The sequence below is a fragment of the Sphaerisporangium sp. NPDC005289 genome (assembly GCF_040607455.1).
Classification (GTDB): Bacteria; Actinomycetota; Actinomycetes; order Streptosporangiales; family Streptosporangiaceae; genus Sphaerisporangium; species Sphaerisporangium rhizosphaerae.
Genome location: NZ_JBEXGS010000004.1, coordinates 511163 through 533755, shown reverse-complemented (window position 1 = coordinate 533755; position 22593 = coordinate 511163). Strand labels below are relative to the sequence as shown.

The following is a 22593-nucleotide window of genomic DNA, read 5'->3' as shown; positions in this document are numbered from 1 at the left end:
AGATAATGGGCGGATGTTCGCAGCGGGCCGGGCCGAGGGGGCCGTTGACGGGGCGCTCGCGGTGGGCGTGGTCCTGGCCACGGTGATCCCGCTTCTGCTGCCCGCTCCCAATCCCTGGTGGATCATCGGGCTGGGGCTGCTGGCGTCGGCGCCGGTGGGGTGGCGCAGGCGGGCGCCGATGGCGGTCGCGGTGGTGGTCGGCGCGGCGATGTCGGTGCTGGTGACATGGGAGAAGCCGTTGCTGCCCTTCGGGCCGCTGCTGGCCGTCTACACGATCGCCGACCTGAGCCCCAGGTGGAAGAGGCTGGCGGCGATTCCGCTGATCGTGGTGGCGGTGGGCGCCTCGTTGGTGCTGCCCGGGGAGAACGACGAGACCTACCGGCTGGTGGGGACCGCCTTCGTGGCCGCCTACGCGCTGGGCACCAGCGTCAGGGCGAGCCGCTCGCGGGCCGCCGAGCTGACCGAACGGGCCCGGCGGCAGGAGCAGGAGCACATCGCGGCGGCGGCCGAGGAACGCACCCGGATCGCGCGCGACATGCATGACATCATCACCCATTCCGTGGGGCTGATGGTGGTCCAGGCCGAAACCGGTCCGGTGGTGATGCGCAGCGCTCCGGACAAGGCCGAGGCGGTGTTCGATGCGATCGCCGACATGGGAAGGGGTGCGCTGGCCGAGCTCCGGGGGGTGCTCACCGCGCTGCGGACCCCGGGCGAGGGCGGCGGACCGGTGTGCGGCCACGCCGACGAGCGGCCGGGCGAGTCCCTGTTCCAGCCACGTCTGGCCAACCTTCCCGCGCTGCTCGACCGCAGCGGCCTGGACGTGGTGAGCACGTCCGCCGGCACCCCGCGCCCCGTGGCGGAGAGCGTTGAGGCCGCCGTGTACCGCATCGTTCAGGAGGCGCTCACCAACGTGCGTAAACACGCCGGTACGCGTGCCGTCCGCCTGGCTCTGACCTGGGGAGAGCGCCTGACGGTGGAGATCGCCGACGACGGGCGAGGGCCGGGTGAGCGCGGCGGGTACGGGCTGGCCGGGATGCGAGAACGGGCGGCGGCATGCGGCGGGACGCTCAGGGCCGAGGCGGGGCGTAACGGGGGATTCGTGGTGACGGCCGAATTTCCGCTTGGATAGCCGGCATGTTACGGGTGCTCATCGCCGACGATCAGGATCTCTTCCGCGCGGGGTTCGGGCTGATCCTCGGGGCGCAGCCGGACATGGAGGTGGTCGGTGAGGCCGCCGACGGTGCGGAGGCGGTCGCCGCGGCCAGGCGGCTCCGGCCGGACGTGGTCCTGATGGACGTGCGCATGCCGGGAATGAACGGCATCGAGGCGACCCGGCGGATCTGCGCCACCACCGTCGCCAAGGTGCTGGTGTTGACCATGTTCGACCTCGACGAGTACGTCTACGACGCGGTCCGGGCGGGAGCGAGCGGCTTCCTGCTGAAGGACATCCGGCGCGACGAACTGGCTCACGCCGTGCGCACCGTCGCCTCGGGTGAGGCCCTGCTGGCCCCGGCGGCGACCAGGAGGCTGCTGGAGGACCTGGTGCGCCGGCCCGCCCACGGCGTCGCCCCCCGGCTGACGGCCAGGCTCGGCGCACTGACCGAGCGCGAGCGCGAGACGCTGAAGCTGGTCGCGCAGGGCCTGTCGAACGCGGAGATCGCCGCCGCGCTCGTGGTCACCGAGCACACGGTCAAGACGCACGTCAGCCGCATGCTCACCAAGCTCGACCTGCGGGACCGGGTCCAGGCCGTGGTGCTCGCCTACGAGTCCGGGCTGGTGGTCCCCGGCAGGAGTGACGACGGAGATCACACCCGCGAGTGACGCGCCCGCGGGGTGGGGGAAAGCACGATCGTCGGCATGCGACGCATCCTCCTCACCCTCGCCTCCGCGGTCCTCACGCACTTCGGCGCCGCTCCCTGTCCTGTTCCTGGCTCGCCATGCGGGGAGGGGCACGGCTTTCGCCGCCGGGACGCTCGTCTGGCTCGCCGGTCAGGTGCAGATGTGGCCGTACTTCACCGGATCCCTGGAAATGCCGCCCGCGCTGGCCGCCGCCCTCATCGCCGGCCCCGCGCTCTGCTACGGCGCGGGCGTGCTGCTCTTCCGCACCCTGCTCGTGCGCGGCCGGGGGCTGCTGGCGGCGTCGGCCCTACCGGCCGTCTGGGTCACCACCGAGTACGTCATGAACCTCGCCGGACCGCACGGGGCCTGGTGGAGCCTGGCGTACACGCAGGCCGACCTCCTGCCCGTGCTGCAGACCGCCTCGGTCACCGGGGTCTGGGGCATCACCTTCCTCCTGCTGTTCGTGCCCGCCTCCATCGCGGTCCTGCGGCCACGCGCGGCGGTGGTCTCGGGTGTGCTGGTCACGCTCACGCTCGGCCACGGTCTCCTACGACTCGCGACGCCCGCCGACACCGCAGGACGGAAGGTCGCACTGGTCGCGACGGACGATTCCAAGGATGTCCTCCACCGGTACGGCGAGGCGGTGGACGACGCGGCGGCCCACGGCGCGGAGGTCGTGGTGCTGCCCGAGAAGGTCTTCAGGACCACCGACCTGCCGTTCGCCCGCCCGGGCGTGGAGGTGGTCGCGGGGATCGCCATGGAGACCAACAGCGCGGTGAGCTACCCCTCCGGCGTGCGCTACGACAAGCACCACATGATCCCGGGAGTGGAGGGCAGGTTCCGGCCCGGCACCGGCCTGGCCTTCCTCGGCGGTCATCGGCTCGGCCTCATCATCTGCAAGGACCTGGACTTCCCCGGCCTGGTCAGGCAGTACGGCCAGGCCGGCGCCGCCGCCCTGCTCGCGCCGGCCTGGGACTTCGACCAGGACGCGTGGCTGCACAGCCGCATGGCGGTGGTGCGCGGCGTGGAGAACGGCCTGGCGGTGGCCCGCGCCGCGCGCGAGGGACTGCTGACGGTCAGCGACGACCGCGGCCGGATTCTGGCCGAAGGCCACAGCGCCAAGACGGGCATGACGGGCATGACCACGGTCACGGCCGCCCTGCCCCGGCAGGGCTCGGCCACCCTCTACACCGCCCTGGGGGACTGGGCCGCGTGGGCCTCGGCAGGGTTGCTGTTGCTCGCGCTCGGTGCGCTGACCCGTACGAAACCCTCCGGCTCGGTGAGTGAAAGCCCGGCCGGCGACACCGTGATGAGCCTGTCGACGCCGAGCTAGGTGTGCGGGCCGGCAAGCCCTCCATGTACCGGCCGCATCCTGACCGGCGTGGCGCGGCGCGATGTCGTCGGCTTCGTCCGGTTCGGCTACCTTTCGAGGGCAGGAATGAAGGACCGGACCTGACCGGGAGATCGCCCTCGGCAGGCGGTCGGGCTTCCGTTCCGCGGTCACGCACGCTCGCCGGACTCACCATGGAGCACCCGTTGATGAAGACAGGGCACCCTGATGGAGCCTGAGATCACCGGCCCGGCCTTCGGCGCCGGAGGGACTCCCCCGCGGCGGTCCAGGGAGGAACTTCCTGTGACCCGTTCGCCGGTCCGAGAGGCCTCGCGCGTGCCGGAAGGCGTGAGGGCGCCGCTCGGCGGCACGCCCGCCGGCGGTGTGCCCGAGGCCGCCCCGGCAGAGGCGTCCGCTCGGGGTGGTCGCGGGCGCGCGTGGCCGCACCGGGCCGTCCTCGCCCTGGTCATGGTCGTGCAGGCACTGCTGTCGACGCGGCTGCACAACTCCGCCTTCATGGACGAGGCGCTGTACATCCACGCCGGCCGCATGGAGTTCGCTTACCTCCTCCACGGGGCCGCGGTGAACCCCTCGTACAGCAGCACATTCTCTGGTTCCCCCATGCTGTATCCCCTGCTCGCGGGGGCCATGGACGTCGTGGGCGGGCTGACCGGGGCACGCGCCCTGAGCCTTGTGTTCATGCTCGGCTGCACGGGCCTGCTCTATTCGCTGACCCGTCGTCTGTTCAGCGAGCGCGTGGGCCTGTTCGCGGCCGTCGTCTTCGCGGCCTCCCAGTCGACGATCGTGCTGGGCTGGTTCGCGACCTTCGACTCCGCGGCCCTGTTCCTGCTGGCTTTCGCCGCGTGGCTCGTGGTGCGCACCGCCCGGGCCGGCCCGTTCGCGGTCCTGTTCGCCGCGCCGGTCCTGGTCCTCGCCTTCTGCACCAAGTACGCCGCCGGACTGTTCATCCCCACGGTGGTCGGACTGGCCGTCATCGTCGCCTGGCCCCATCAGGGCGTCCGCGCGCTCTGGCGCGGGGTGCTGCTGTCGGGCGCCGTGGGAGCCGTCGGTGGTGCCGTGCTGTACGGCAGCTCCATCCTGGCGGGCATCCGGTTCACCACCACCTCCCGGCCTCACGGCACCAACTCCGCGAGCTCGCTGGTCGATGTGTCCGTCGAGTGGATGGGGTTGGCCTTCGTCCTGGCGTGCCTGGGGGCGCTGGCGTACGTGTGGCGCGGCCGGATCGGCGAGGTCGCCTCCGCGGGCCGCAAGGCCGCTGGCGAGGTGCCGGGCAGGGTGTGGCGCGCGACGCTGGGCCTGCTGCTCTGCGGGACGGGGCTGCTGGCCCCGGCCTACCAGATCCACCTGTCGACCTCCGTGTCCCTGCACAAGCACGTCGGGTTCGGCCTGTTCTTCTTCGCGCCGCTGGCCGGACTGGGTCTGTCCACGATCGTCGGCCCGCCGTTCCGCCGCACACCGATCGGCCTCCTCGTCGTCCGCGCCGCGATCGGCCTGGGCATCATCGGGTTCGCCTTCTCCTCAGGCGTGGCGCAGTCCCAGTGGCGCTATGCGACCTGGCCGGACTCGACGCGGCTCGTCGACCTGCTCCGTTCGCAGGTGAACGGCGAGGGCCGGTACCTGGCGGACATCGCGCAGGTGCCCACCTACTACTTCCAGGACGTCACCGACTGGAGCCAGTGGACGGGCACCTACCACCTCGGCTACACCGACGCCGAGGGCGTCGAGCACACCGGTGCGGACGCCTACACGGCGGCCATCGGCGACGGCCGCTACGACCTGGTGGTGCTGCAGAGACCCGGAGTCTCGAAGTTCGACCCGGCCATCGCGAAGGCCCTGCCGAGCAGCGGCAGGTACCGCCTCTCCGCGGAGCTGCCGTTCTCCACGACCTTCGGCGACGGCTCCTACCAGGTCTGGACGAGGACCTCGGACTAGAGCCCCGGCACGCCGCGTCATCCGGTCAGGACGGCGGGGCGGGACGGCCCGGGGGGCGCCAGGCGGCCGGTGCGGTCGAGGTGGGCGAGGGCGAGGGTGGAGGCGAGGCCGGCGCAGATCAGCAGCAGCCACGGCAGGCCGGGCAGGTTCCAATGCGCGGCCAGGTCGATCGCGGCGCCGCCGGCCAGGTTGCCGGCCAGGATGCCGGCGCCGGACAGCAGGTTGTACAGGCCGTAGTACGTGCCGACCAGGCGGCCGCCACCGATGTCGGCGATCGTCGCCATCTCGAAGGGGAAGGCCATCAGCGTGCCCGCGGTGAGCAGGAGCGTGCAGGCGATGACCGGGACCAGGGCCAGGTGCGGCGGCGGGTGGAACCGCGCCGTGACCGCCAGCGGCGCGAAGGCCAGTGTCATCAGCGTCAGCCCTCGGGTGATGGTCTGCCCGGGTCTCCACCGTGCCGTGCACCACGCGGTCACCGGCACCTGGGCGGCGATCCCCAGCAGCGCGGAGATCGCGTACAGCGCCATCACGCCTCCCGCGCCGCCGCCGACCCGCTGCACTTCCAGCGGCAGCCCCAGATACATCTGGTAGGACAGCGCGTACGAGGCGATCATGGCGGTGGCGAAGGCGAGGAAGGGCCGGTTGGTGAACGCCTCCCGCCAGTCGTGCAGGACCGGCCGGTCGGCGTCCGCCTCGGCGCCCGCGCGGGCGGGAAGGCACCTCCACTGCAGGACGGCCAGGACCGCGAAGATGGCCGCCGCCGACAGGCATACCGTGCGGAATCCCGCGCCGAGGAGCGCGAGGCCGAGCAGCGGCCCGGCGAGGATGCCGGCCTGGTAGAACACGTTGAACACCGCGAAGGCCTCGACCTTGCGATCACCGGCCTCGTGGGCGAGGTAGGCGCGGGCGGCCGGGTTGAACAGCGCGCCGGCCAGCCCGCTCAGCACCGCGGCGACGAGCAGGACCGCCAGCGAGGTGGACAGGCCGAACAGCGCGAATCCGACGGTGCGCAGGACGCAGCCCGCCATGATCATGGGCTTGTACCCGAGCCGGTCGGCCAGGGTGCCGCCGACCAGGAACAGGCCCTGCTGACTGGCGTTGCGCAGCCCCAGGATCAGCCCGACGGTCCACACGGCCAGGTGTGCCCGGCCGGTCAGGTGCTGGGCCAGGTAGGGCATGAGCATGAAGAAGCCCAGGTTGATACCGGCCTGGTTGAGCTGCAGCAACCGGATCGGACGGGGGAAGGAACGGAACCGGCGCCAGGTCGAGGTCATCGCCCGTGTCCTGCCGTGCCGAGCGGATCGGTGACGGTGGTGCAGCGGGTCCAGCGCGCGACCTCCCGCTCGGCGGGCAGCGCGATCCGGTCGGGCCGGTCGGCCGGCGGGGCGTCCAGCAGGCCCCGGGCGGCGCAGAAGCCGTCGTCGAAGACGGTGTCCCAGTAGCGCCACGGCCCGTCCGGGAAGATCGCCACTACGGTGTCGGCGGGCCGGATGGCCGCCAGCCAGCGCGCCACCAGCGCGACCGCGCCGGTGCTCCACCCGCCCGAGACGTAGTGGCCGGCGGCCAGCGCGCGGCAGCTCCACACCGCTTCGGCGGCGTTCACCCAGTGCACCTCGCTGAAGGAGTCGTAGGCGACGTTGCGCGGGTGGATGCTCGACCCCAGGCCCCGCATCAGGCGCGGACGGGCGGGCTGGCCGAAGATGGTCGAGCCGACCGTGTCGACGCCGACCAGGTCGAGTTCGGGGAAGTGCCGGCGCAGCACCTTGGAGATCCCGGCGCTGTGACCGCCGGTGCCCACCGAGCACACCAGCGCGTCGATGTGGGGCAGTTGGGCGAGCAGTTCGTGCGCCAGGCCCCCGTAGGCGTCGACGTTGTCCGGGTTGCCGTACTGGTCGGGACACCAGGCGTGCGGGATTCGTTCCAGCAGGCGGGTGACGTGGTCGCGGCGCGCCTGCTGCCAGCCGCCGGTGGGATGCGGCTCGGCCACGATCTCCAGCCGGACGCCGTAGGAGGCCAGCAGGCGCCGCATGAGCGGCTCCATGCCCGGGTCGCCCACCAGGACGACCGGGTGGGAGTAGACGATGCCGGCCAGGGCCAGGCCCAGGCCGAGTGTTCCGCTGGTCGACTCCACGATCGTCGCGCCCGGCCGCAGCTCGCCCCGAGCCCGCGCGCGACGGATCATGTGCAGCGCCGGCCGGTCCTTGATCCCGCCAGGGTTGAAGCCCTCCAGCTTGGCCCAGAACCCCGTGCCGGGGTCGGAGGGGTTCGGAACGAAGGTCAGCGGGGTGTTCCCCACGGCCAGACCGAGTGACGAATACGCCGAGGACGGCGCGCTGTTTCGACGTGCGATGGTCGTCTGCGATGACATGTGAATCCCCGATGTGAATCGATGCGACTTCGGGGGCATGGCGGCATTCCGCCACACCCGGCTGAACCGACGGCGGTGAGGCAGGTGCGCCGTCTATATGCGCATCACGCGGATATTCACCCGATCGGGGGTCGGAAGCGGTGCGGTGGCGCACCGCGTCAGGTTCACGCGCCGGCCGCGGCGATGGGCGGCGATCGCGAGCACCGCCTGGGCGGCGGAGGGCACCTGCACGCTGGGAGGATCCGTGGCCGAGCATTCTTGCTCGGTGCCGTGGCGATGTCCGGGTGGCAGGTCGTGATGCCGGCAGTCGGCGTCCGGGGACATCTCCAGCACCGTGACGGTCTCGTGCAGGACGTGCCCGTCGGACTCCGACATGATCACGGCCGCGCAGGCCCCGCCATGGGCGAACACCAGGGAGGTGATCATGACGAGCATGAGCGCCGCGCTCATCACCAGCCGGCCGGCTCCCGCCGCGGCCGGTCTGTCACCACGCCTCACTGGTATCGCGAACATCACCGCCGATGATGCCCGCCTGCGGGGCAGGCCGCGCCCAGACGATTCACCGCCTTTCGCAAAACGGATTTTCCGCCGCAGCGCCTGTTACCCTCACATCACTCTCGGCTGTTTGTGGCGGCACGGCTCATATGGACTCGCCACGCCGACGCGGTGTCGAATGCCGCCCTCGGTGAACGGCCTCGCGCAGACTGAAAAGGCCTATCCGCACCCGCGGCGGGATTCGCCGGACGGCCGCCGGCCGCTGACGCGCGTGGAGAAGTCGATGATCCTTTCCCGGCGTGAGATGGTCGCGGGACTCGGCGCCCTGGCCGCCACCCCGCCGGTCCACCGCGCGACTCGCATGGACCGGCCGGCCGCTGCCGGGCTCCCGGCCGTGCCCGCCGGAGTGACCCCCGACGAGTTGGCCACCGATGAGGCGTTCTGGGGAGGCGTCGCGGCCCAGTTCCGGGTGAGCACCGAGTTCGTCAACCTGGAGAACGGCTACTACGGGATCATGCCCGAGCCGGTACGGCTGGCCTACCACCGCAATGTCGATCTGCTCAACGAGCGCAACTCCCACCTGCTGCGCACCGCCTACAAGGCACAGGCCGACCAGGTCCGGCAGCGCGTCGCCCAGGCCGTGGGCGCCGCGCCCGAAGAGATCGCCCTGACCCGCGGGGGCACCGAGGCCCTGCAGAACCTCATCGCGGGGTACAACCGGCTGCGGCCGGGAGACGCCGTCATGTACGCCGACCTCGACTACCACAGCGCCCAGTACGCCATGAACTGGCTGGCCGACCGGCGCGGCGTGCGCGTCGAGCGCATCGTCATCCCCGAACCGGCGACCCGCCAGGCGGTGCTGGACGCCTACGAGCGGGCGCTCAGTGAGCGTCCCAAGGTGAGGCTGCTGCTGCTCAGCCACATGAACAACCGCACCGGCCTGGTCGTGCCGGTGCGCGAGATCTGTGGCATGGCCCGCCGGCGCGGCATCGACGTGATCGTCGACGCCGCCCACTCCTTCGGCCAGCTCGAGTTCACCGTCGACGACCTCGACGCCGACTTCGCGGTGTTCTCGCTGCACAAATGGATGGGCGCCCCTCTCGGGTCGGGCTTCATGTACGTCCGCGAGCACCGCCTTGCCGACATCGACCTCGCCTTCGCCGACGAGACCTACCCCGCCGGCGACATCCGCTCGCGCGTCCACTCCGGCACCATGGACGTCGCGCCGATCCTCACCGTCGGCGCCGCCCTGGACTTCCACGACGCCCTGGGCGGGGCCAACAAGCAGGCCCGGTTGAGGTACCTGCGCGACCGCTGGGTGCGCCAGGTGCGCGACATTCCGGACATGCAGATCCTCACCCCCGACGAACCCGGCATGTACGGCGCGATCACCGCCTTCCGCCTCGCCGGACGTACCCGCGCCGGCGACAACACGGCCATCGCCGACCACCTCATGAGCAGGCACCGGATCTTCACCGTGCAGCGCGGCGGCGTGACGGCGGGCGCCTGCGTGCGCGTCACTCCCGCCCTGTTCACCACCCCGGGCCACCTCGACCGCCTCGCCGCGGCCCTGCACAGCCTTCCGCCGGCCGTGCGCCGGCCTCCGTGACAGGCCGCGCGCAGGACGGCGCGCGCCCCCGCAGAGGGGACGCGCGCCGTCGAGGGGACGTCAGGAGGCCGAGGAGACGTCAGGAGATGGTGAGCGTGCCGTTGGAGTTGCGGGCGCAGGTGACGACCGTGCGGGGGGCGGCGGTGAGGGCGCCGGTCAGGCACTGGCCGAGGACCACGTGGCCCGCGGCGTTGGGATGCCACGACTCCTGGCAGGTCTGGAAGTAGGTGACGCAGGTGTTCGCCAGCCGCTGGATGCCGATCTTGTCCCAGCCGGACAGGCTGGTGACGGGCGTGCCGGACGGCCCGTCCTGCACGCGGAGCGGCGTGGCGAGCGCGCCGGTGGGGCTGCCGGGGTTCTCGCAGAGCCGGGCCCCGTCGAAGGCCTTCTGGACGTCCAGCACGCGCAGGTCGGCCGTCGGACGCTCGGCGGCCAGCGTGGTGTAGGCGTTCTTGACCAGGGAGGCGAGGTTCTGGGAGAACACGTGCCCGGGGGCGAGGCTCGCGCGGTGGATCGGGCAGCCGGCGGCGTACCGCTCGGCGCCGAGGGCGCGGAACTTGTCGCGGGTGTCGGTGCGGTCGTCCTCGTCCCAGTACTGCGAGGCCACGTCGAGCGGCAGCGGGTTGGTGTAGGTCTGCAGGACCACCTGGTGGACGCCGTCGGCGTCGACCTGGTCGAGGGTGTCGAGGACCTGGCGCAGGGCGGCGGTGGTCTCGGTGGTCGCGGCCGCGACCTCGGCGTCGGTGGCCAGGTCCGAGACGGTGCAGGGCTCCTGCGGCACGTCGCCGTTCAGGTAGGCCCAGAACTCCCACCAGCCCGTCCAGGCGTCGGCGATGAAGCGGTTGGCGCACAGCTCCGCGACGTCGCCGAAGGTGAACTGGCTGTTGTTGGAGCCGAGGCCGATGAGGACGACGTCGATGTCGTGGGTCTGGGCGACGGCGCGCAACTGGTCGAGTTGCGAGGCGACGGAACGGCCCTTGGCGCGGGCGCTTCCGGGGTTGGCGATGTCGGCGGGCTGTCCCCCGGAGCACGCGAGGTTGAAGCGGTCCTGGATGCCGGAGAGTGACGCCTTGAACAGCGAGGCGTTCGCCGACCGGTGACAGAAGTAGGCGTTGCTGTTGGCGGCCGACCAGCCGGGGAAGCCCTGCGCCGTCCCGGAGGCGTCCGCGACGGGCTGGTAGTTCCCCGCGCCCTCCCCGCTGATGAAGCTGTCGCCGAGCGCGACGGCGGCGGTGGGCAGAGCCGCCTGCGCCGTTCCGCCATTGATCACCTGGATGCCGACCGTGCCGATCAGGAGCGCGGCCATGGCTGCCACACGCCGGAGAACCCTCACAACTCCCCATTTCCCATTAAACCAGCATGAAATGACGGGCATTCGCATCACAACATGCCGTGCCGACGGCGTCAAGATCTCCGTCAGCCCCGGCCGCTCCACCTAAGAGATCGCGGATCACGCTGATCGTCAAGCATGCGTTTGCTCACCTGGGTCCAGGGCCGTCCAGCGGGTGTGCTGATCCACAGGAAGACCGGCATCTCAGGCATGTACGGTGCTGGGAAGGGAGGGCATATGGCGGACGAGGGGCTCTCAACGATCGGCAGGTGTTACGCGTGCAAGCGCACCTTCGGTTTTCACCCCGCGAGGGTCATGACGATGATGATCGACCCTGATACCGGGCTTCCTCCCGGTATGACGGTTCTGGGCAGCTTTCGCGAGCCGACGCCGGAGGCGACGGCCAGGTCGGTCACGGAACCGATCTGCCCTGACTGCGTGGACAAGGCCAAGCGGTACCTGGAGTTCACGCAGCGGGCGGATCTGCAGTTCGAGACGTTCGAACGACCTGATCACCGCTGAACGGCGGGCCCGGGGTCACGCCGGTTCGTCCGACGACGCCCACCCAGAGGGCTTGGTGGCCGGCCGACGGGAAGGTGCCCGCCGGCCTGGTCCACGGGCATCGCTCGAGCGGGTCGTGGCACGGCGAACGGCTTCTTCCGGTCGTGGAGGGCCCGACCGGAGGTCTGGTGGCGTGGTAACCGGTGGACGCGTCGCACAGTGAGACATATCCGGACATAACGTAATCGGGACTGATGTGGGGCGAAGCTTTGTGCCCTGGCCGGGGCCGCGGCAAGACTGGCGGCAGGAAGGTTCCACGGCTCGGCACCCTGCGGGCTCACCAACGATCGCCCACCGTACGACGCACTGTGGCATGGCCATGAGCACGTCGCCGGAGTCCTCGCCCGGCGCCGGCGCCCTACCGGCCTTCGGGCATGACCGACCTCGCCGAATCGCTCGCGGCGGGAGGTCCCGGCGCGAGCGTCCCGCCGCGCGGCCGACCGGCCCGGCACCGGGGCCACCGTCGTGCTCCCGAGTGACAGGAGACTCCATGCTCTTCTACGTCCAGATGAAGTGGAACCACGAAGGCAGGATCCACCTCGACGAACTGTGGGACATCGAGGTCGACGAGGCCGAACACGTTCTGAAGTCGATCGAGTCCGGGTTCTGCGTGGGCATTTGGAAGGTCGCCGCGCAGAAACGGCTGATCGCGATCGTCGACTCTCCCGACGCCGAGGAGCTGGACCGGACCGCCCTCGGGCGGCTCCCGATGCGGGAGTACCTCGAGTATGAGCAGGTCTGGCCCCTGCGGGACTACCTCGGCTTCGTCGAGGACGTGAAGAAGGGCTACCGGGTGTGAGCTTCGGCGGGCCGTGCGGACGAGTCTCCGGCCGCCGTCACGCGACCACCTTGTCCAGGAAGGAGTGCAGGTTGGCCCGCGTGCGGGCGACCTTCTCCTCCACGGTCAGGGACTCCTCGATGACCCCGCTCCCCGCGGTCTGCTTCTTGCCCCGCGTGTAGAGGGAGCAGGCCAGGTCGCCGCACAGGTACTGCCCCACCGAGTTGCCCTGGCGCCCCGCCTCGCCGGTCCGGCGCGCGGTCATCAGCCCGACGCCGCCGCCGGTCTGCGTGGTGAGGCACAGCGAGCACATGCTGCGCTGGGTGAAGTTGCGGAGCCCGCCGGAGGTCACCCGCAGCGCGATGCCCACGAGTCCGCCGTTGCGTTCGGCGACCACGTAGGCGCGTTCGGGCGCGCCCGGATCTCGCCATCCCAGGAAGTCGAGGTCTTCCCAGGGCAGGTCCGCGAGATCCTTGGGAAGGTTGGCGCGCTTGGCCTCTCCCTTGGAGCAGTTGACGAACGACGCGCGGATGTCGTCTTCGGTTACCGGTCTCATGAGAGGTGAGGCTAGCTTTCCTTGTAGAGGTAGGCAAATGCTTAAAGGTTGTAAGTAAGCGAGAAGGGTGGCGCATGGCACGCGCGGGAGTGACCGCGGAACGCCTGACACGCGCGGCGGCGGACCTGGCCGACGAGATCGGCTTCCAGAACGTGACCGTCTCGGCGCTCGCGCGCGGGTTCGGCGTCAAGCCCGCGGCCCTGTACGCGCACGTCAAGGACGCCCAGGACCTGCGGGTCAGGGTGGCGTTGCTGGCCCTCGGCGAGCTCGCGGAAAGGGCCGCACGCGCGCTGGCCGGCCGCGCGGGCAAGGAGGCGCTGGTGGCCTTCGCCAACGCCTACCGGAGCTACGCCAAAGAGCATCCCGGACGGTACGCCGCCGCCCAGATCGAGCTCGACTGGGAGACCGCGGTCACCAGCGCCGCGGGCCGGCACTCGGACATGACCCGGGCGATCCTGCGCGGGTACGACCTGCCGGAACCCGACCAGACGGACGCGGTGCGCATGCTGCACAGCACCTTCCACGGGTACGTGAGCCTGGAGACCGCGGGCGGGTTCCGCCACAGTCCGCGCGCGGCGGACGCCTCGTGGGCAAGGACGCTCGACGCCCTCGACGCCGTCCTCAGGAACTGGCCCCCCGCCTGACGACCGCCGGGCCCATCGTCCGCGGCTCCGGTGCCCCGCGGCCGGCGTCCCCGAGGGACGCCGTCGCCGGGGAGGTCAGACCAGGCCGCGGCGGCCGGCCTGGGCGCCGGCCTGGAAGCGGGTCTCGGCGTCCAGCTCGTCGAACAGGTGGCGCAGACGGCGGCGGAGGCTGCGCGGGCTGGTGCCGAGCTGGCGGGCGATGGCGTCGTCCTTGAGCCCGGCCGACAGCAGCGCCAGCAGCCGGCGGTCCGCGAGGCCGAGCTCCTCCCCCTCCAGCTCCTCTTCCGGGCCGGTGGCGCGGGCCGACTCGCGAGCGCCGGTCGATTCGGGGCCGCCGGGCGACTCGGGGCCGCCGGGCGACTCGGCGGCGCGGTCGCGGGCCGCGGGCCGCGGGTACACCGGGACCGCCTCCCGCCACACGCGCTCGAACAGCTCGACCAGGGCCACGACCATGGTGGACCCCCTGATCAGCACGCTGCGGCTCAGCGGCGGGTCCAGGTGCAACGGCATGATCGCCGCCCGGCGGTCGACGAGCACCATCTTGAACGGCAGCTCGGGCAGAATGCGCGCATCCTCGCCCGCCCTGAGCTGCTCGTCCAGCTCGTCGAGCGCTCCGGCGTGCAGGAACGCCTCCCGCGCGTAGACGGCCCGGTAGCGGACGCCGGCGCGCAGGCGCTCGCCCTCCAGGGTGTTGCGGTAGTCCAGCACGTAGGGCGGCCGGTCGAAGGTCAGCACCTCCTGCTTGGCCTCCTGCTGCAGCCGGACGTACCACCGGGCGGTCTCCTCGGGACCGGCGAGGACCTCGAACTGGCCGCCTTCGGCCGGGTCCTGGCCGACGGTGCGGAAGGCGGCCTCCAGCGTGTCGGCCGTGTCGGTGAGCCGGTCCAGCTCGCTCTGGAGGCCGCGCACCAGCGAGCGGATCGCCGTCCCGGGATTGGTCGCCGTCCAGCGGGGCGAGCGCCCCCACAGGCGGCTGACCATGCCCTTGGCGCGCAGCCTTCGCAGCGAGGACTGGATGCGGCTGGAGCTCTCGCCGCTGCGCATGACCAGCTCCTGCACCGTGATGCCGGGCGAGGCGAGCACGCCGTGGTAGATCCGCTCATCGAACGCGCTGATCCCCACAACCTCCAGCGCCGGGCCGTCATCGAGCACGCGTCCGATCTTGGCCAGTTCCGGCGGTTGCCGCAATAGGCCAGAGGATCACCTTGTCACCAAAATTCTCAAACAGTTAGAAATCGGGTCGTGCTTCAAAGAACCGCCTTTCTCGGCGTTGTGATAACGGCCCTGGTGACGGCCGCATCGCCGGCCCAGGCCGCCCCCACCCCGACGCCCGCCCCCGCCGCCTCCCCCAAGACGCGGGCCGCCGCCAAGGCCGGCCCGCCCAAGACGATCACCCTCCTCACCGGCGACAAGATCACGCTGCGCACCCTGCCCGACAAGCAGGAGCAGCTCAGCGTCAAGCCGGGCCCCGGCAGGGAGAAGATCACCTTCACCCGGCGCCGGAGCCAGGACGGGCTCAGCGTCGTCCCCATGGACGCGATGCCCCTGCTGGCCGCCGGCCGGCTGGACCCCCGGCTGTTCAACGTCACCCGGCTCGCCGAGTTCGGCTACGACGACGCCGCCAGCCAGGCCCTGCCGCTCATCGTGACCTACGCCGGTGACGCTGCCGCGCTGCGCGTCGCGGGCGGGCGCCCGCTCCCGGCCATCAACGGCATGGCGCAGAGCGAACCGCACGCCGCCGCCGGCGCGTTGTGGAAGTCCCTGACCGCCCAGGCCAGGACGGCGGCGGCGCCGGAGAAGATCTGGCTGGACGGCAAGGCCAAGGTGTCCCTGGACGTCAGCGTCCCGCACATCGGCGCACCCCAGGCGTGGGCGGCCGGCCACACCGGCAAGGACGTCACCGTCGCGGTGCTGGACACCGGCTACGACCCCGGCCACGCCGACCTCTCGGGCCTGGTCGCCGGGACCGAGAACTTCACCGCCGAGCCCGACGTCCGCGACCTGCACGGCCACGGCACCCACGTCGCCTCCACGATCGCCGGTTCCGGCGCCGCCTCGGGCGGCAGGTACAAGGGCGTCGCCCCGGACGCGAAGCTGCTGATCGGCAAGGTCTGCGACCAGACCGGCAACTGCCCGGACTCGGGCATCATCGAGGGCATGACCTGGGCGGCCGAGAAGGGCGCCCGCGTCGTCAACCTCAGCCTGGGCGAACCCGACGCTCCCGGGCTGGACCCGACGGAGCAGGCCGTCAACGCGCTGTCGGAGAAGTACGGCACGCTGTTCGTCATCGCGGCCGGCAACGACGGCCCCCAGACGCTCGGCTCGCCCAGCAGCGCCGACCGCGCGCTGTCGGTCGGCGCCTCCTTCCGCGACGACGACACCGTCGCGCAGTTCAGCAGCACCGGCCCCCGGCCCGGCGACGCCGCCGTCAAGCCCGACCTGATCGCGCCCGGCGTCGGCATCGTCGCCGCCCGGGCCGCGGACACCTACACCGGCGCCCCGGTCGACAACGAGTCGTACGCCGAGATGAGCGGCACGTCCATGGCCACCCCGCACGTCACGGGAGCGGCGGCGATCGTCGCCGGCATGCACCCGGACTGGAAGGCCGACCAGATCAAGGCCGCGCTGATGGCCTCCACCGCTCCCGGCGACGAGCTCGGCGCCTACGTCCAGGGCTCCGGCCGGGTGGACGTCGCCCGCGCCGTGGACCAGCGGATCACCACCGAGCCCGCCTCGCTGAGCATGGGCCTGATCGAGCTGCCCCACGCCGGCCCCGTCCGGCGCACGCTCACCTACCGCAACGACGGCGACGCCGACGTCCGGCTCGACCTCGCCGTGACGGCCAAGGACGGCCACGGCAAGGCGGTCACGCCGTTCGAGCTCGGCGCCACCACGGTGAACGTCCCCGCGCACGGCACCACGCAGGTCCAGGTGACCGCCGAACCGGGCGCGACCGGCATGTTCAGCGGCACGGTCATCGCCACCGGCGCCGGGACCTCGGTGCGCACCGGCATCGGCATGCAGGTCGAACCGGAGAAGCGCGGGCTCAAGCTCACCTTCACCGGCTCCGACGGCGAGCCCGCCGGCATCGCCCTGGCCGGCGTCATCGACATCGACGCCAAGGAGCAGCGCAACTACGACGTCTCCACCGGCGCGCTGGACCTGCGGCTGGAGAAGGGGCACCGGTACACGGTCGTCACCCTCATGGCCGACCAGGACGGCGCCGTGGTGATGGCCGCGGACCCGGAGTTCACCCTCGACGGCGACCGCACGTTCGCCTCCGACGCCCGCAAATCCAAGCCGGTGGACGTGCGCACCGACGAGCCGACGGCACGGCTCGCGATCGGCATGCTCGGCATGCTCCAGCTCGTCGACGGCCTGCAGCCCTTCGGCGTGGACGTCGACCTCGGCGGCCTGTGGGGAGCCGACCACGTCGAAGGCGTCAAGGCCATCCCCACCACGCGCACGGCGAGCAAGAAGTTCGCCTACTACCGCTGGACCCAGTGGGCCAGGCCGAAGGGCGACGGGAGCTACGACGACAGCCCGTACTTCTACCACCTGATGAAGGCCGAGCCGCGCATCCCCGCCGATCCCGGCTACCGCCCGCGCCGCCGCGACCTCGCGGAGGTCACCTCCACCTACGCCGCCCAGCGGGACGGCAAGTTCGGCGAGCACTTCGCCCTGCCCGCGGTGTACGGGACCACGCTGGCCTGGATGCCGTACGGCGAGGTCTCCCGGTTCCCGCTCCCGTTCCGCCGGACCGAGTACTACACGCCCGGCGACACCGGCTGGTACCCCTCCTTCGTCCAGTACAAGCCGGCCGACGACGGCTGGGACAACCTCGACCAGTTCTTCTTCGGCCGGACCACCGTCTACCGCGCCGGCCAGAAGACCACCGACCGCTGGAACACCGGCGTCTTCGGGGCCTCCCTGAACCCCGACGGGGACTACTCCTGGCGCGAGGGCGACCTGCTGCAGGTCTCCGCCGCGCTGTTCGAGGACGGCGTGCCCGAACGCCACTCCTACGGCAGCTACATCGCCCCGCGGGCCAAGCTCTACCGCGACGGCAAGGAGATCTTCGCCTCCGACTACCTGCCCGGGAACGTCGAGCTGCCCGCCGACGGGAAGAAGGCCGACTACCGCCTCACGATGACCGCCGACCGCGACCCGGCCATGACCAAGGTGTCCACGCGGGTCAGCGCCGAGTGGCGGTTCAGGTCCAAGACGCCCGAGGCGGGCGAACGGGATCTGCTGCCGCTGCTGGCCGTCAAGATCAACCCCGAGCTGGACGAGCGCAACCGCGCGGCCGTGGGGCACACGCGCATCCCGCTGCAAGTACAGCGCCAGGCCGGCTCGGCCGACCTGAAGGTGAGCACCCTGACCGTGGAGGTCTCCTACGACGACGGCCGCACCTGGCTGCCGACGCTGGTGCACCCCTCGGGCAAGGACGGCTGGTCGGCCGAGACCTGGACTCCCTCCGGAGCGCGGGGCGGGTTCGCCTCCCTGCGGGTCAAGGCCGCCGACACCGGCGGCAACGCCTTCAGCGAGACCGTCGTGCGGGCCTACGAGATCAAGTGACCCCCGGACACCTCGCCGTGCCGCCTGGAGGCAGGTAGCCGATCACCAGGCCGGCCACGCGCCGAGGTGGACGCCCATCACCAGGAGAATCTCCGGCCGGGTGGAGACATGCCGTCTCCCCCGGCCGGAGGTCCGCGTGGCCCCGGCACCGAGGTCGTCAGCGGCCCGGGTCTTCGGCCCGCTGGGAGAGGCGGTCGAGCCGTAGCTCGGCGACACCGCGATACGCCCTGCTCAGAGCGCGCGCGAGGGGCCCCTGGTGCTGGAACCCGTGGGTCACCACGGTGCCGCCCTCTGCTCGCGGCCGCAGCAGCCACGTGCCGTTCTCGTGGAATCCGGGCAGGTGCCAGGCGGTGTCGATGCGCTCGTCCTCGATGGCCGTGTACTCCCAGTTCCCGCTGAGACCGCCGCGCACGGTTATGGGATAGGACACCCCGACGGCGGCGTGGCCGGGCCCGCCGAGGGTGAGGAAGGCCGGATTCCAGTCGGGCAGGGCTCGCGGGTCGAGCAGTATTTCGCGGACACGGGACAGCGGCGCGCGCACGAGCCGGGTCTCCTCTTGGACGGTCATCGCCGGGCCCCCTTCATTGAGTGTCGATGCGACGGGCCAGAGCCTGGCCGGAGGGCCGGCCGGCGACGAAGGCCCGCAGGAAATGAGTGAGCTGGCCGAGGTCGTGGCCTTCGGCCGCGGCGTCGATGGACCGGTAGAGAGCCTGTTCGATCTCGATGATCTGGCGGGCGAGGCGCAGCCCGTCCTCGGTGAGCGACAACTCGATGTGGCGGCGGTCCTGCGCCGACACCTGACGGTGGACGAGGCCCGCGGAGATGAGCCGGTCGACCAGACGGCTGGGGCTGTTGCCGCTCTCGCAGACCAGCAGTTCGCCGAGGCCGTTGAGGGTGAGCTGCCGGCGGTCCTGCAGAATGCGGATCACCTCGGCCTGGGAGGGGGTGACGCCGAGCGGCCGCAGGGCCTGGCTGAGCAGCCGGTTGCCCTCTCGCTGGGCGGCCAGGATGAGATAGCGGAGCTCTTCCGCGGGTCTCACTCGGCGCTCCCCCGCCGGTCCGCCAGAGCCCTGGTCACCGGGGCCAGCCGCGCCGCCGCCCCCGGATCGTGGGCGGGAAGGACAACCAGGTCCGGGTGCCGTTCACGCAGCAGGTTGATCGCCCTGGTGCTCTCGTTCAAATGCCGCCTGCTTCCCACGCCCGGCACCTGCCCTTCGTGCAGGAGGTGATCGTCGTAGGTGAGATCGCCGACCATGAGCAGCGGCGGCTGCCCGGGGACCCGGACCAGCAGCGACAGCGAGCCGGGGGTGTGACCCGGGGTGGGCAGCACGACCAGGCCGCCGTCGCCGAACAGGTCGTGGCCGGTCGTGAAGGGCGCGGTCTCCGGATCGTCGATGGGACCGAGATCGACCTGGCGCCAGCGCAACCCGGGAAGATCGATGTGGGAGCGGAGCAGCCCGCGCGGTCCCGGCAGGGGCCGGCCGAGGCTGCGCCATTCCTCGCGGCTGATCACGATCTCGGCGCCCGCCAGTTCGGGCAACCCTCCGATGTGGTCCTGATGCAGATGGGAGAGCACGGCGACGCGCACGTCGGCGATGTCGTAGCCGATGGCGGCCAGCCGCGCCGTAAGGGTCTCCTCGAGGCCGATCTCGAAGCGGGCCAGCTTGTCGAACACCGCTCCGGTGACGCCGCCGGGGAAGTAGCCCGGGTCGGTCACCGACGCCCGGTCCTGACCGGTGTCGAACAGCACCAGCCCGTTCTCGTGCTCGATCACATAGACGTTGATCGGCCGGGGGGCGGTCCACCGGCGCGAGGTGAACAGCCACCAGTACAGCGGCTTGCGGGTGGGCCCGACATGCTCGGGGTGGATGGACACCGTTCCGGTGGAGACCACGGAAACCTGCCTGACGGGGCTGACCCTGTCCTTCGTCTCGCTTCTCACGAAAGTTACATTACACGACATGTATGTCGTGTCAACTATTTTGGCGACCCGCGGGCGGAGACGCGAGCGGACCGCGGGACGCCCTTCGGAAGCGGCGCGATGCCGCGCCGGTGGGGCGCGGACCGGCCGATGTCAGATCGTGATCACGGACGCCACCTCGGTCGGCGACGATCGTGGCGCTGTCGTTCCGGCCCGCGAACCGGGCCCCTGGCCGCCGTCCGCATCTTGATCGTTTGAGGTACTTGTGGCTCTTCGGTCGCGAGCGTTCCCCCAGGCGGCACATACTGGAGGAGATGAACCAAGCTAGCGGCGTGCCCCGTCGCCACCTGCCCACCAGTCCCTTCAAGCCCCCGCCTCCCACGCCACCGGTCGAGCGGTTCAGCGTGAACGACCGGGTGACCCATGATCGCTATGGTCTTGGCGTCGTCATCGGTGTGGAAGACGAGGTCGCCGTGATCGTCGATTTCGGATCGCGGCAGGAACGAATCACCACACCCTTCAACAAGCTGTACAAACTCTGAGCCCTGAGTCCTGAGGCCGCCACAGGCGGGGAAGCATCACGATTCGGATGCGTCCACGCCGGCGGTCCCGGCCCGGTCCTGCCTTCCTCGGCCCCGGTCGTAGCGGCACGGGGCCGCGAGCAGGCGTCAGCATGCCGTCGGCACGATGCCCGCCGTCATGCCCACAGTGCTGCGCATCTACTCATGCGCTCATGTGCTCATCTGCCGATGCGCTCATAGCGCCATCGTCCTGCTCGCGGTCCTGCGGCCGGTCTCCTGGAGACGGCGGGCCGCGGCAGGCCGAACCGCGCGGTCACCGTCAGGACAGGACGCGGGACAGCACCGTCTCGGCGGGCCGCCCGAGCACCCGTTCGAGGTCGGCGGTCTGCAGTTCCAGCGCGCCCGCCCGCACCTGGGCGTTGATCCAGCTCATCGGGCCCGGGCCGGCGTCGGGCACCTCGCGGTAGGGCACTCCGGCCGCCTCGGCCACCTCGGGATGACTCCACAAAGGACCGGTGAAGTCGTAGGCCCGGCCCAGATGTCCCTCGCCGGTCAGGACGTTCGCCGCCGCCTCCGCGAGGTCGGACCGGAAGGCCGTGTTCAGGCCGCGCCCACCGGTGCTGCCGGTGATCTCCCCGTTGGTGACGCGCGGGACGAAGGCGTCGCTGTAGAAGGGGTGTCGCAAGATCGTGTACGCCAGCCCGCTCGCGCGTATGGCCTGCTCGGTGGCATGGTAGGCCTCGGTCATGCCGGTGGCGACGGTGCCCGCCCCGAGGAAGCTGGTGAAGGCGACGGCGTCGACGCCCGCCTCCTCGGCGGCGGCCACGGCGGCCAGGTGCTGCCTGATCCTGCGGACGGGGTCCAGTTCCGGGGAGGAGATCAGGAGCAGGCGCGTGACTCCCTTGAACGCCTCGCGCAGGCTCGCCGGGTCGTCGTAGTCGCCGCGCCGCACCGGGACGCCTTCGGGAGCCCTGCCAGGGTCGCGCACCACCGCCGTCACCTCCGACCGAGGCCGCAGATGGTCGATGACGAGGCGGCCGAGCGCACCGGAGGCGGCCGAAACGGCGATCATGGGACTCCTTCTGGGAACAGTGGCCCCAAGTGAACTCCCCGCCCGTGTCACGATGCCACTGCTTTTCCGCCCCGCCTGCCCGCGGCACACCGGCCGCGGGATGGGCCCTTCGTGTCGTCGGCCGGGGGGCGGGCGCGGGGCTAGGCCTCGGCGAGCGCGCGGTAGGTGCACACCTGGACGCCGGTGCGGCTGGTGGTCGTCGTGACCAGCTCCAGCGTGCGCTTGCCACCGTCGTCCGGGAAGATCGTCTTGCCGCCGCCGAGGAGCACCGGCATGATCACCAGGCGGAGCTCGTCGACCAGGCCCTCGTGCATGAGAGTGCGCGCGAGCGTGGGGCTCCCCATGACCAGCAGGTCGCCGCCGTCGGTGCCGCGCAGCTCGCGGATGCGGGCGACGGCCTCGCCGCCGGGGATGCGCGTGGTGTTGTCCCAGGTCAGCTTGTCGTCGCCCAGCGTCTCCGACACAACGTACTTGGGGATGGCGTTCATCCGGTCGGCGAAGGGGTCACCGGCCCGCTCGGGCCAGGCGGCGGCCATCGACTGCCACGTCCGCCGCCCGTACAGCAGCGCCTCGGCCTTGCCCAGGGATTCGTCGAAGGCGCCGCCCGCGACGTCGTTGTCGAAGAACGGGTGCGACCAGCCACCGTGGGCGAAACCGCCGTCGGTGTCCTCCTCGGGGCCGCCCGGCGCCTGTACAACGCCGTCCAGGCTCATGAACTCGATGATCACGATGCGCATGGGACTCGCTCCTTCATGGGTACGGTGCCGAGGTGGTGGTCGGTCTCGTGCCGGGACGGGCCGGCCGCGGCGGGCGGCATGGCCGCCGCGCCGGGCTCTTCTCCCCCGGCCGCCGGCCGGACCATGACGGGATCGCGGCCGACCTCGGCTGCGGCCGATCTCCCGTTCACGGTGCTGTCCCACATGGCCCGCACGCTACGCGCGACAAATATTCTTGTCAAGGAAGTCTAATTTGTCGGTGTGGCGCACGGCTGAGGCGGTACGCGGCGGTTCAGGCAGTGCGCGGGGAGCCGTCCGGCGG

The 22593-nt window shown here is 71.5% G+C and carries 21 protein-coding genes; 10 read left to right on the top strand and 11 right to left on the bottom strand.

The window, feature by feature from the left end:
* The first annotated feature begins 13 nt into the window (after positions 1-13).
* The 4 genes from ABZT47_RS10770 to ABZT47_RS10755 all read left to right on the top strand — a co-directional run bounded on the left by ABZT47_RS10770 (position 14) and on the right by ABZT47_RS10755 (position 5122).
* On the top strand, positions 14-1129 hold the full coding sequence (locus tag ABZT47_RS10770; RefSeq protein ID WP_354838671.1) for a sensor histidine kinase: 1116 nt from the start codon (positions 14-16) through the stop codon (positions 1127-1129).
* A 5-nt stretch (positions 1130-1134) separates the two neighbouring features.
* Positions 1135-1821 (top strand): response regulator transcription factor, encoded by a 687-nt coding sequence (locus ABZT47_RS10765; protein WP_354838668.1) that lies wholly within the window; start codon positions 1135-1137, stop codon positions 1819-1821.
* Positions 1793-3172 carry a nitrilase-related carbon-nitrogen hydrolase gene (locus ABZT47_RS10760; RefSeq protein WP_354838665.1) on the top strand — a complete coding sequence of 460 codons (1380 nt, stop codon included), beginning with the start codon at positions 1793-1795 and terminating at the stop codon, positions 3170-3172. Before ABZT47_RS10765 ends, ABZT47_RS10760 begins: the two co-directional genes overlap by 29 nt.
* Positions 3173-3505: 333 nt before the next feature.
* On the top strand, positions 3506-5122 hold the full coding sequence (locus ABZT47_RS10755; protein WP_354838662.1) for a glycosyltransferase family 39 protein: 1617 nt from the start codon (positions 3506-3508) through the stop codon (positions 5120-5122).
* A 17-nt stretch (positions 5123-5139) separates the two neighbouring features.
* On the opposite strand, the gene ABZT47_RS10750 is transcribed toward ABZT47_RS10755, so the two are convergent.
* From ABZT47_RS10750 to ABZT47_RS10740, 3 genes are all read right to left on the bottom strand, one after another.
* On the bottom strand, positions 5140-6396 hold the full coding sequence (locus ABZT47_RS10750) for an MFS transporter (RefSeq protein WP_354838659.1): 1257 nt from the start codon (positions 6394-6396) through the stop codon (positions 5140-5142).
* Positions 6393-7490 carry a PLP-dependent cysteine synthase family protein gene (locus tag ABZT47_RS10745; RefSeq protein WP_354838656.1) on the bottom strand — a complete coding sequence of 366 codons (1098 nt, stop codon included), beginning with the start codon at positions 7488-7490 and terminating at the stop codon, positions 6393-6395. Before ABZT47_RS10745 ends, ABZT47_RS10750 begins: the two co-directional genes overlap by 4 nt.
* Before the next feature lie 93 nt (positions 7491-7583).
* On the bottom strand, positions 7584-7940 hold the full coding sequence (locus tag ABZT47_RS10740; protein WP_354838653.1) for a hypothetical protein: 357 nt from the start codon (positions 7938-7940) through the stop codon (positions 7584-7586).
* Between the two features lie 328 nt (positions 7941-8268).
* Between ABZT47_RS10740 and ABZT47_RS10735 the strand changes: the two genes are divergently transcribed.
* Positions 8269-9594, top strand: coding sequence for an aminotransferase class V-fold PLP-dependent enzyme (locus tag ABZT47_RS10735; protein ID WP_354838650.1), 1326 nt, complete (start codon positions 8269-8271; stop codon positions 9592-9594).
* 79 nt (positions 9595-9673) lie between these two features.
* Here the strand turns inward: ABZT47_RS10735 and ABZT47_RS10730 are convergent, their stop codons facing one another.
* Complete coding sequence (locus ABZT47_RS10730; protein ID WP_354838647.1) at positions 9674-10909, bottom strand: hypothetical protein; 1236 nt, start codon at positions 10907-10909, stop codon at positions 9674-9676.
* A 252-nt stretch (positions 10910-11161) separates the two neighbouring features.
* Here ABZT47_RS10730 and ABZT47_RS10725 point away from each other — a divergent pair, with 252 nt between their 5' ends.
* Both ABZT47_RS10725 and ABZT47_RS10720 read left to right on the top strand, forming a co-directional pair.
* The gene (locus tag ABZT47_RS10725; protein WP_354838644.1) at positions 11162-11446 is read left to right on the top strand and encodes a hypothetical protein; all 285 of its coding nucleotides are present in this window, start codon (positions 11162-11164) and stop codon (positions 11444-11446) included.
* A 529-nt stretch (positions 11447-11975) separates the two neighbouring features.
* Positions 11976-12284 (top strand): muconolactone Delta-isomerase family protein, encoded by a 309-nt coding sequence (locus ABZT47_RS10720; protein WP_354838641.1) that lies wholly within the window; start codon positions 11976-11978, stop codon positions 12282-12284.
* 37 nt (positions 12285-12321) lie between these two features.
* On the opposite strand, the gene ABZT47_RS10715 is transcribed toward ABZT47_RS10720, so the two are convergent.
* Positions 12322-12819 carry an FBP domain-containing protein gene (locus tag ABZT47_RS10715; RefSeq protein WP_354838638.1) on the bottom strand — a complete coding sequence of 166 codons (498 nt, stop codon included), beginning with the start codon at positions 12817-12819 and terminating at the stop codon, positions 12322-12324.
* A 74-nt stretch (positions 12820-12893) separates the two neighbouring features.
* On the opposite strand from ABZT47_RS10715, the gene ABZT47_RS10710 reads away from it, so the two are divergent.
* Positions 12894-13463, top strand: coding sequence for a TetR-like C-terminal domain-containing protein (locus ABZT47_RS10710; protein ID WP_354838635.1), 570 nt, complete (start codon positions 12894-12896; stop codon positions 13461-13463).
* Between the two features lie 75 nt (positions 13464-13538).
* On the opposite strand, the gene ABZT47_RS10705 is transcribed toward ABZT47_RS10710, so the two are convergent.
* A complete protein-coding gene (locus ABZT47_RS10705; protein ID WP_354838632.1) occupies positions 13539-14651 on the bottom strand; it encodes a helix-turn-helix domain-containing protein in 1113 nt (370 codons plus the stop codon).
* A gap of 99 nt (positions 14652-14750) precedes the next feature.
* Here ABZT47_RS10705 and ABZT47_RS10700 point away from each other — a divergent pair, with 99 nt between their 5' ends.
* Positions 14751-18041: a S8 family serine peptidase gene (locus ABZT47_RS10700; RefSeq protein WP_354838629.1), complete on the top strand. Its 3291-nt coding sequence runs from the start codon at positions 14751-14753 to the stop codon at positions 18039-18041.
* A 157-nt stretch (positions 18042-18198) separates the two neighbouring features.
* Here the strand turns inward: ABZT47_RS10700 and ABZT47_RS10695 are convergent, their stop codons facing one another.
* From ABZT47_RS10695 to ABZT47_RS10685, 3 genes are read right to left on the bottom strand one after another with little or no spacing between them, the layout of a single operon-like run.
* The gene (locus tag ABZT47_RS10695; RefSeq protein WP_354838626.1) at positions 18199-18609 is read right to left on the bottom strand and encodes an SRPBCC family protein; all 411 of its coding nucleotides are present in this window, start codon (positions 18607-18609) and stop codon (positions 18199-18201) included.
* 13 nt (positions 18610-18622) lie between these two features.
* Entirely contained in the window at positions 18623-19081 is a 459-nt protein-coding gene (locus ABZT47_RS10690; protein ID WP_354838623.1) for a MarR family transcriptional regulator, read from the bottom strand.
* Positions 19078-19983: an N-acyl homoserine lactonase family protein gene (locus tag ABZT47_RS10685; RefSeq protein ID WP_354838620.1), complete on the bottom strand. Its 906-nt coding sequence runs from the start codon at positions 19981-19983 to the stop codon at positions 19078-19080. Before ABZT47_RS10685 ends, ABZT47_RS10690 begins: the two co-directional genes overlap by 4 nt.
* 293 nt (positions 19984-20276) lie before the next feature.
* Here ABZT47_RS10685 and ABZT47_RS10680 point away from each other — a divergent pair, with 293 nt between their 5' ends.
* Positions 20277-20504: a hypothetical protein gene (locus tag ABZT47_RS10680; protein ID WP_354838617.1), complete on the top strand. Its 228-nt coding sequence runs from the start codon at positions 20277-20279 to the stop codon at positions 20502-20504.
* A gap of 298 nt (positions 20505-20802) precedes the next feature.
* Here ABZT47_RS10680 and ABZT47_RS10675 read toward each other — a convergent pair whose 3' ends face one another.
* Complete coding sequence (locus tag ABZT47_RS10675; RefSeq protein WP_354838614.1) at positions 20803-21555, bottom strand: NAD(P)H-binding protein; 753 nt, start codon at positions 21553-21555, stop codon at positions 20803-20805.
* 140 nt (positions 21556-21695) lie between these two features.
* On the bottom strand, positions 21696-22292 hold the full coding sequence (locus ABZT47_RS10670) for a dihydrofolate reductase family protein (protein ID WP_354838611.1): 597 nt from the start codon (positions 22290-22292) through the stop codon (positions 21696-21698).
* Positions 22293-22593: the final 301 nt, after the last annotated feature.

Coding starts and splice junctions, on each gene's coding strand:
- ABZT47_RS10770 (WP_354838671.1), top strand. CDS start 14: ATGTTCGCAGCGGGCCGGGCCGAGGGGGCCGTTGACGGGGCGCTCGCG.
- ABZT47_RS10765 (WP_354838668.1), top strand. CDS start 1,135: ATGTTACGGGTGCTCATCGCCGACGATCAGGATCTCTTCCGCGCGGGG.
- ABZT47_RS10750 (WP_354838659.1), bottom strand. CDS start 6,396: ATGACCTCGACCTGGCGCCGGTTCCGTTCCTTCCCCCGTCCGATCCGG.
- ABZT47_RS10745 (WP_354838656.1), bottom strand. CDS start 7,490: ATGTCATCGCAGACGACCATCGCACGTCGAAACAGCGCGCCGTCCTCG.
- ABZT47_RS10740 (WP_354838653.1), bottom strand. CDS start 7,940: ATGAGCGCGGCGCTCATGCTCGTCATGATCACCTCCCTGGTGTTCGCC.
- ABZT47_RS10735 (WP_354838650.1), top strand. CDS start 8,269: ATGATCCTTTCCCGGCGTGAGATGGTCGCGGGACTCGGCGCCCTGGCC.
- ABZT47_RS10725 (WP_354838644.1), top strand. CDS start 11,162: ATGGCGGACGAGGGGCTCTCAACGATCGGCAGGTGTTACGCGTGCAAG.
- ABZT47_RS10720 (WP_354838641.1), top strand. CDS start 11,976: ATGCTCTTCTACGTCCAGATGAAGTGGAACCACGAAGGCAGGATCCAC.
- ABZT47_RS10715 (WP_354838638.1), bottom strand. CDS start 12,819: ATGAGACCGGTAACCGAAGACGACATCCGCGCGTCGTTCGTCAACTGC.
- ABZT47_RS10710 (WP_354838635.1), top strand. CDS start 12,894: ATGGCACGCGCGGGAGTGACCGCGGAACGCCTGACACGCGCGGCGGCG.
- ABZT47_RS10695 (WP_354838626.1), bottom strand. CDS start 18,609: ATGACCGTCCAAGAGGAGACCCGGCTCGTGCGCGCGCCGCTGTCCCGT.
- ABZT47_RS10680 (WP_354838617.1), top strand. CDS start 20,277: ATGAACCAAGCTAGCGGCGTGCCCCGTCGCCACCTGCCCACCAGTCCC.
- ABZT47_RS10675 (WP_354838614.1), bottom strand. CDS start 21,555: ATGATCGCCGTTTCGGCCGCCTCCGGTGCGCTCGGCCGCCTCGTCATC.
- ABZT47_RS10670 (WP_354838611.1), bottom strand. CDS start 22,292: ATGCGCATCGTGATCATCGAGTTCATGAGCCTGGACGGCGTTGTACAG.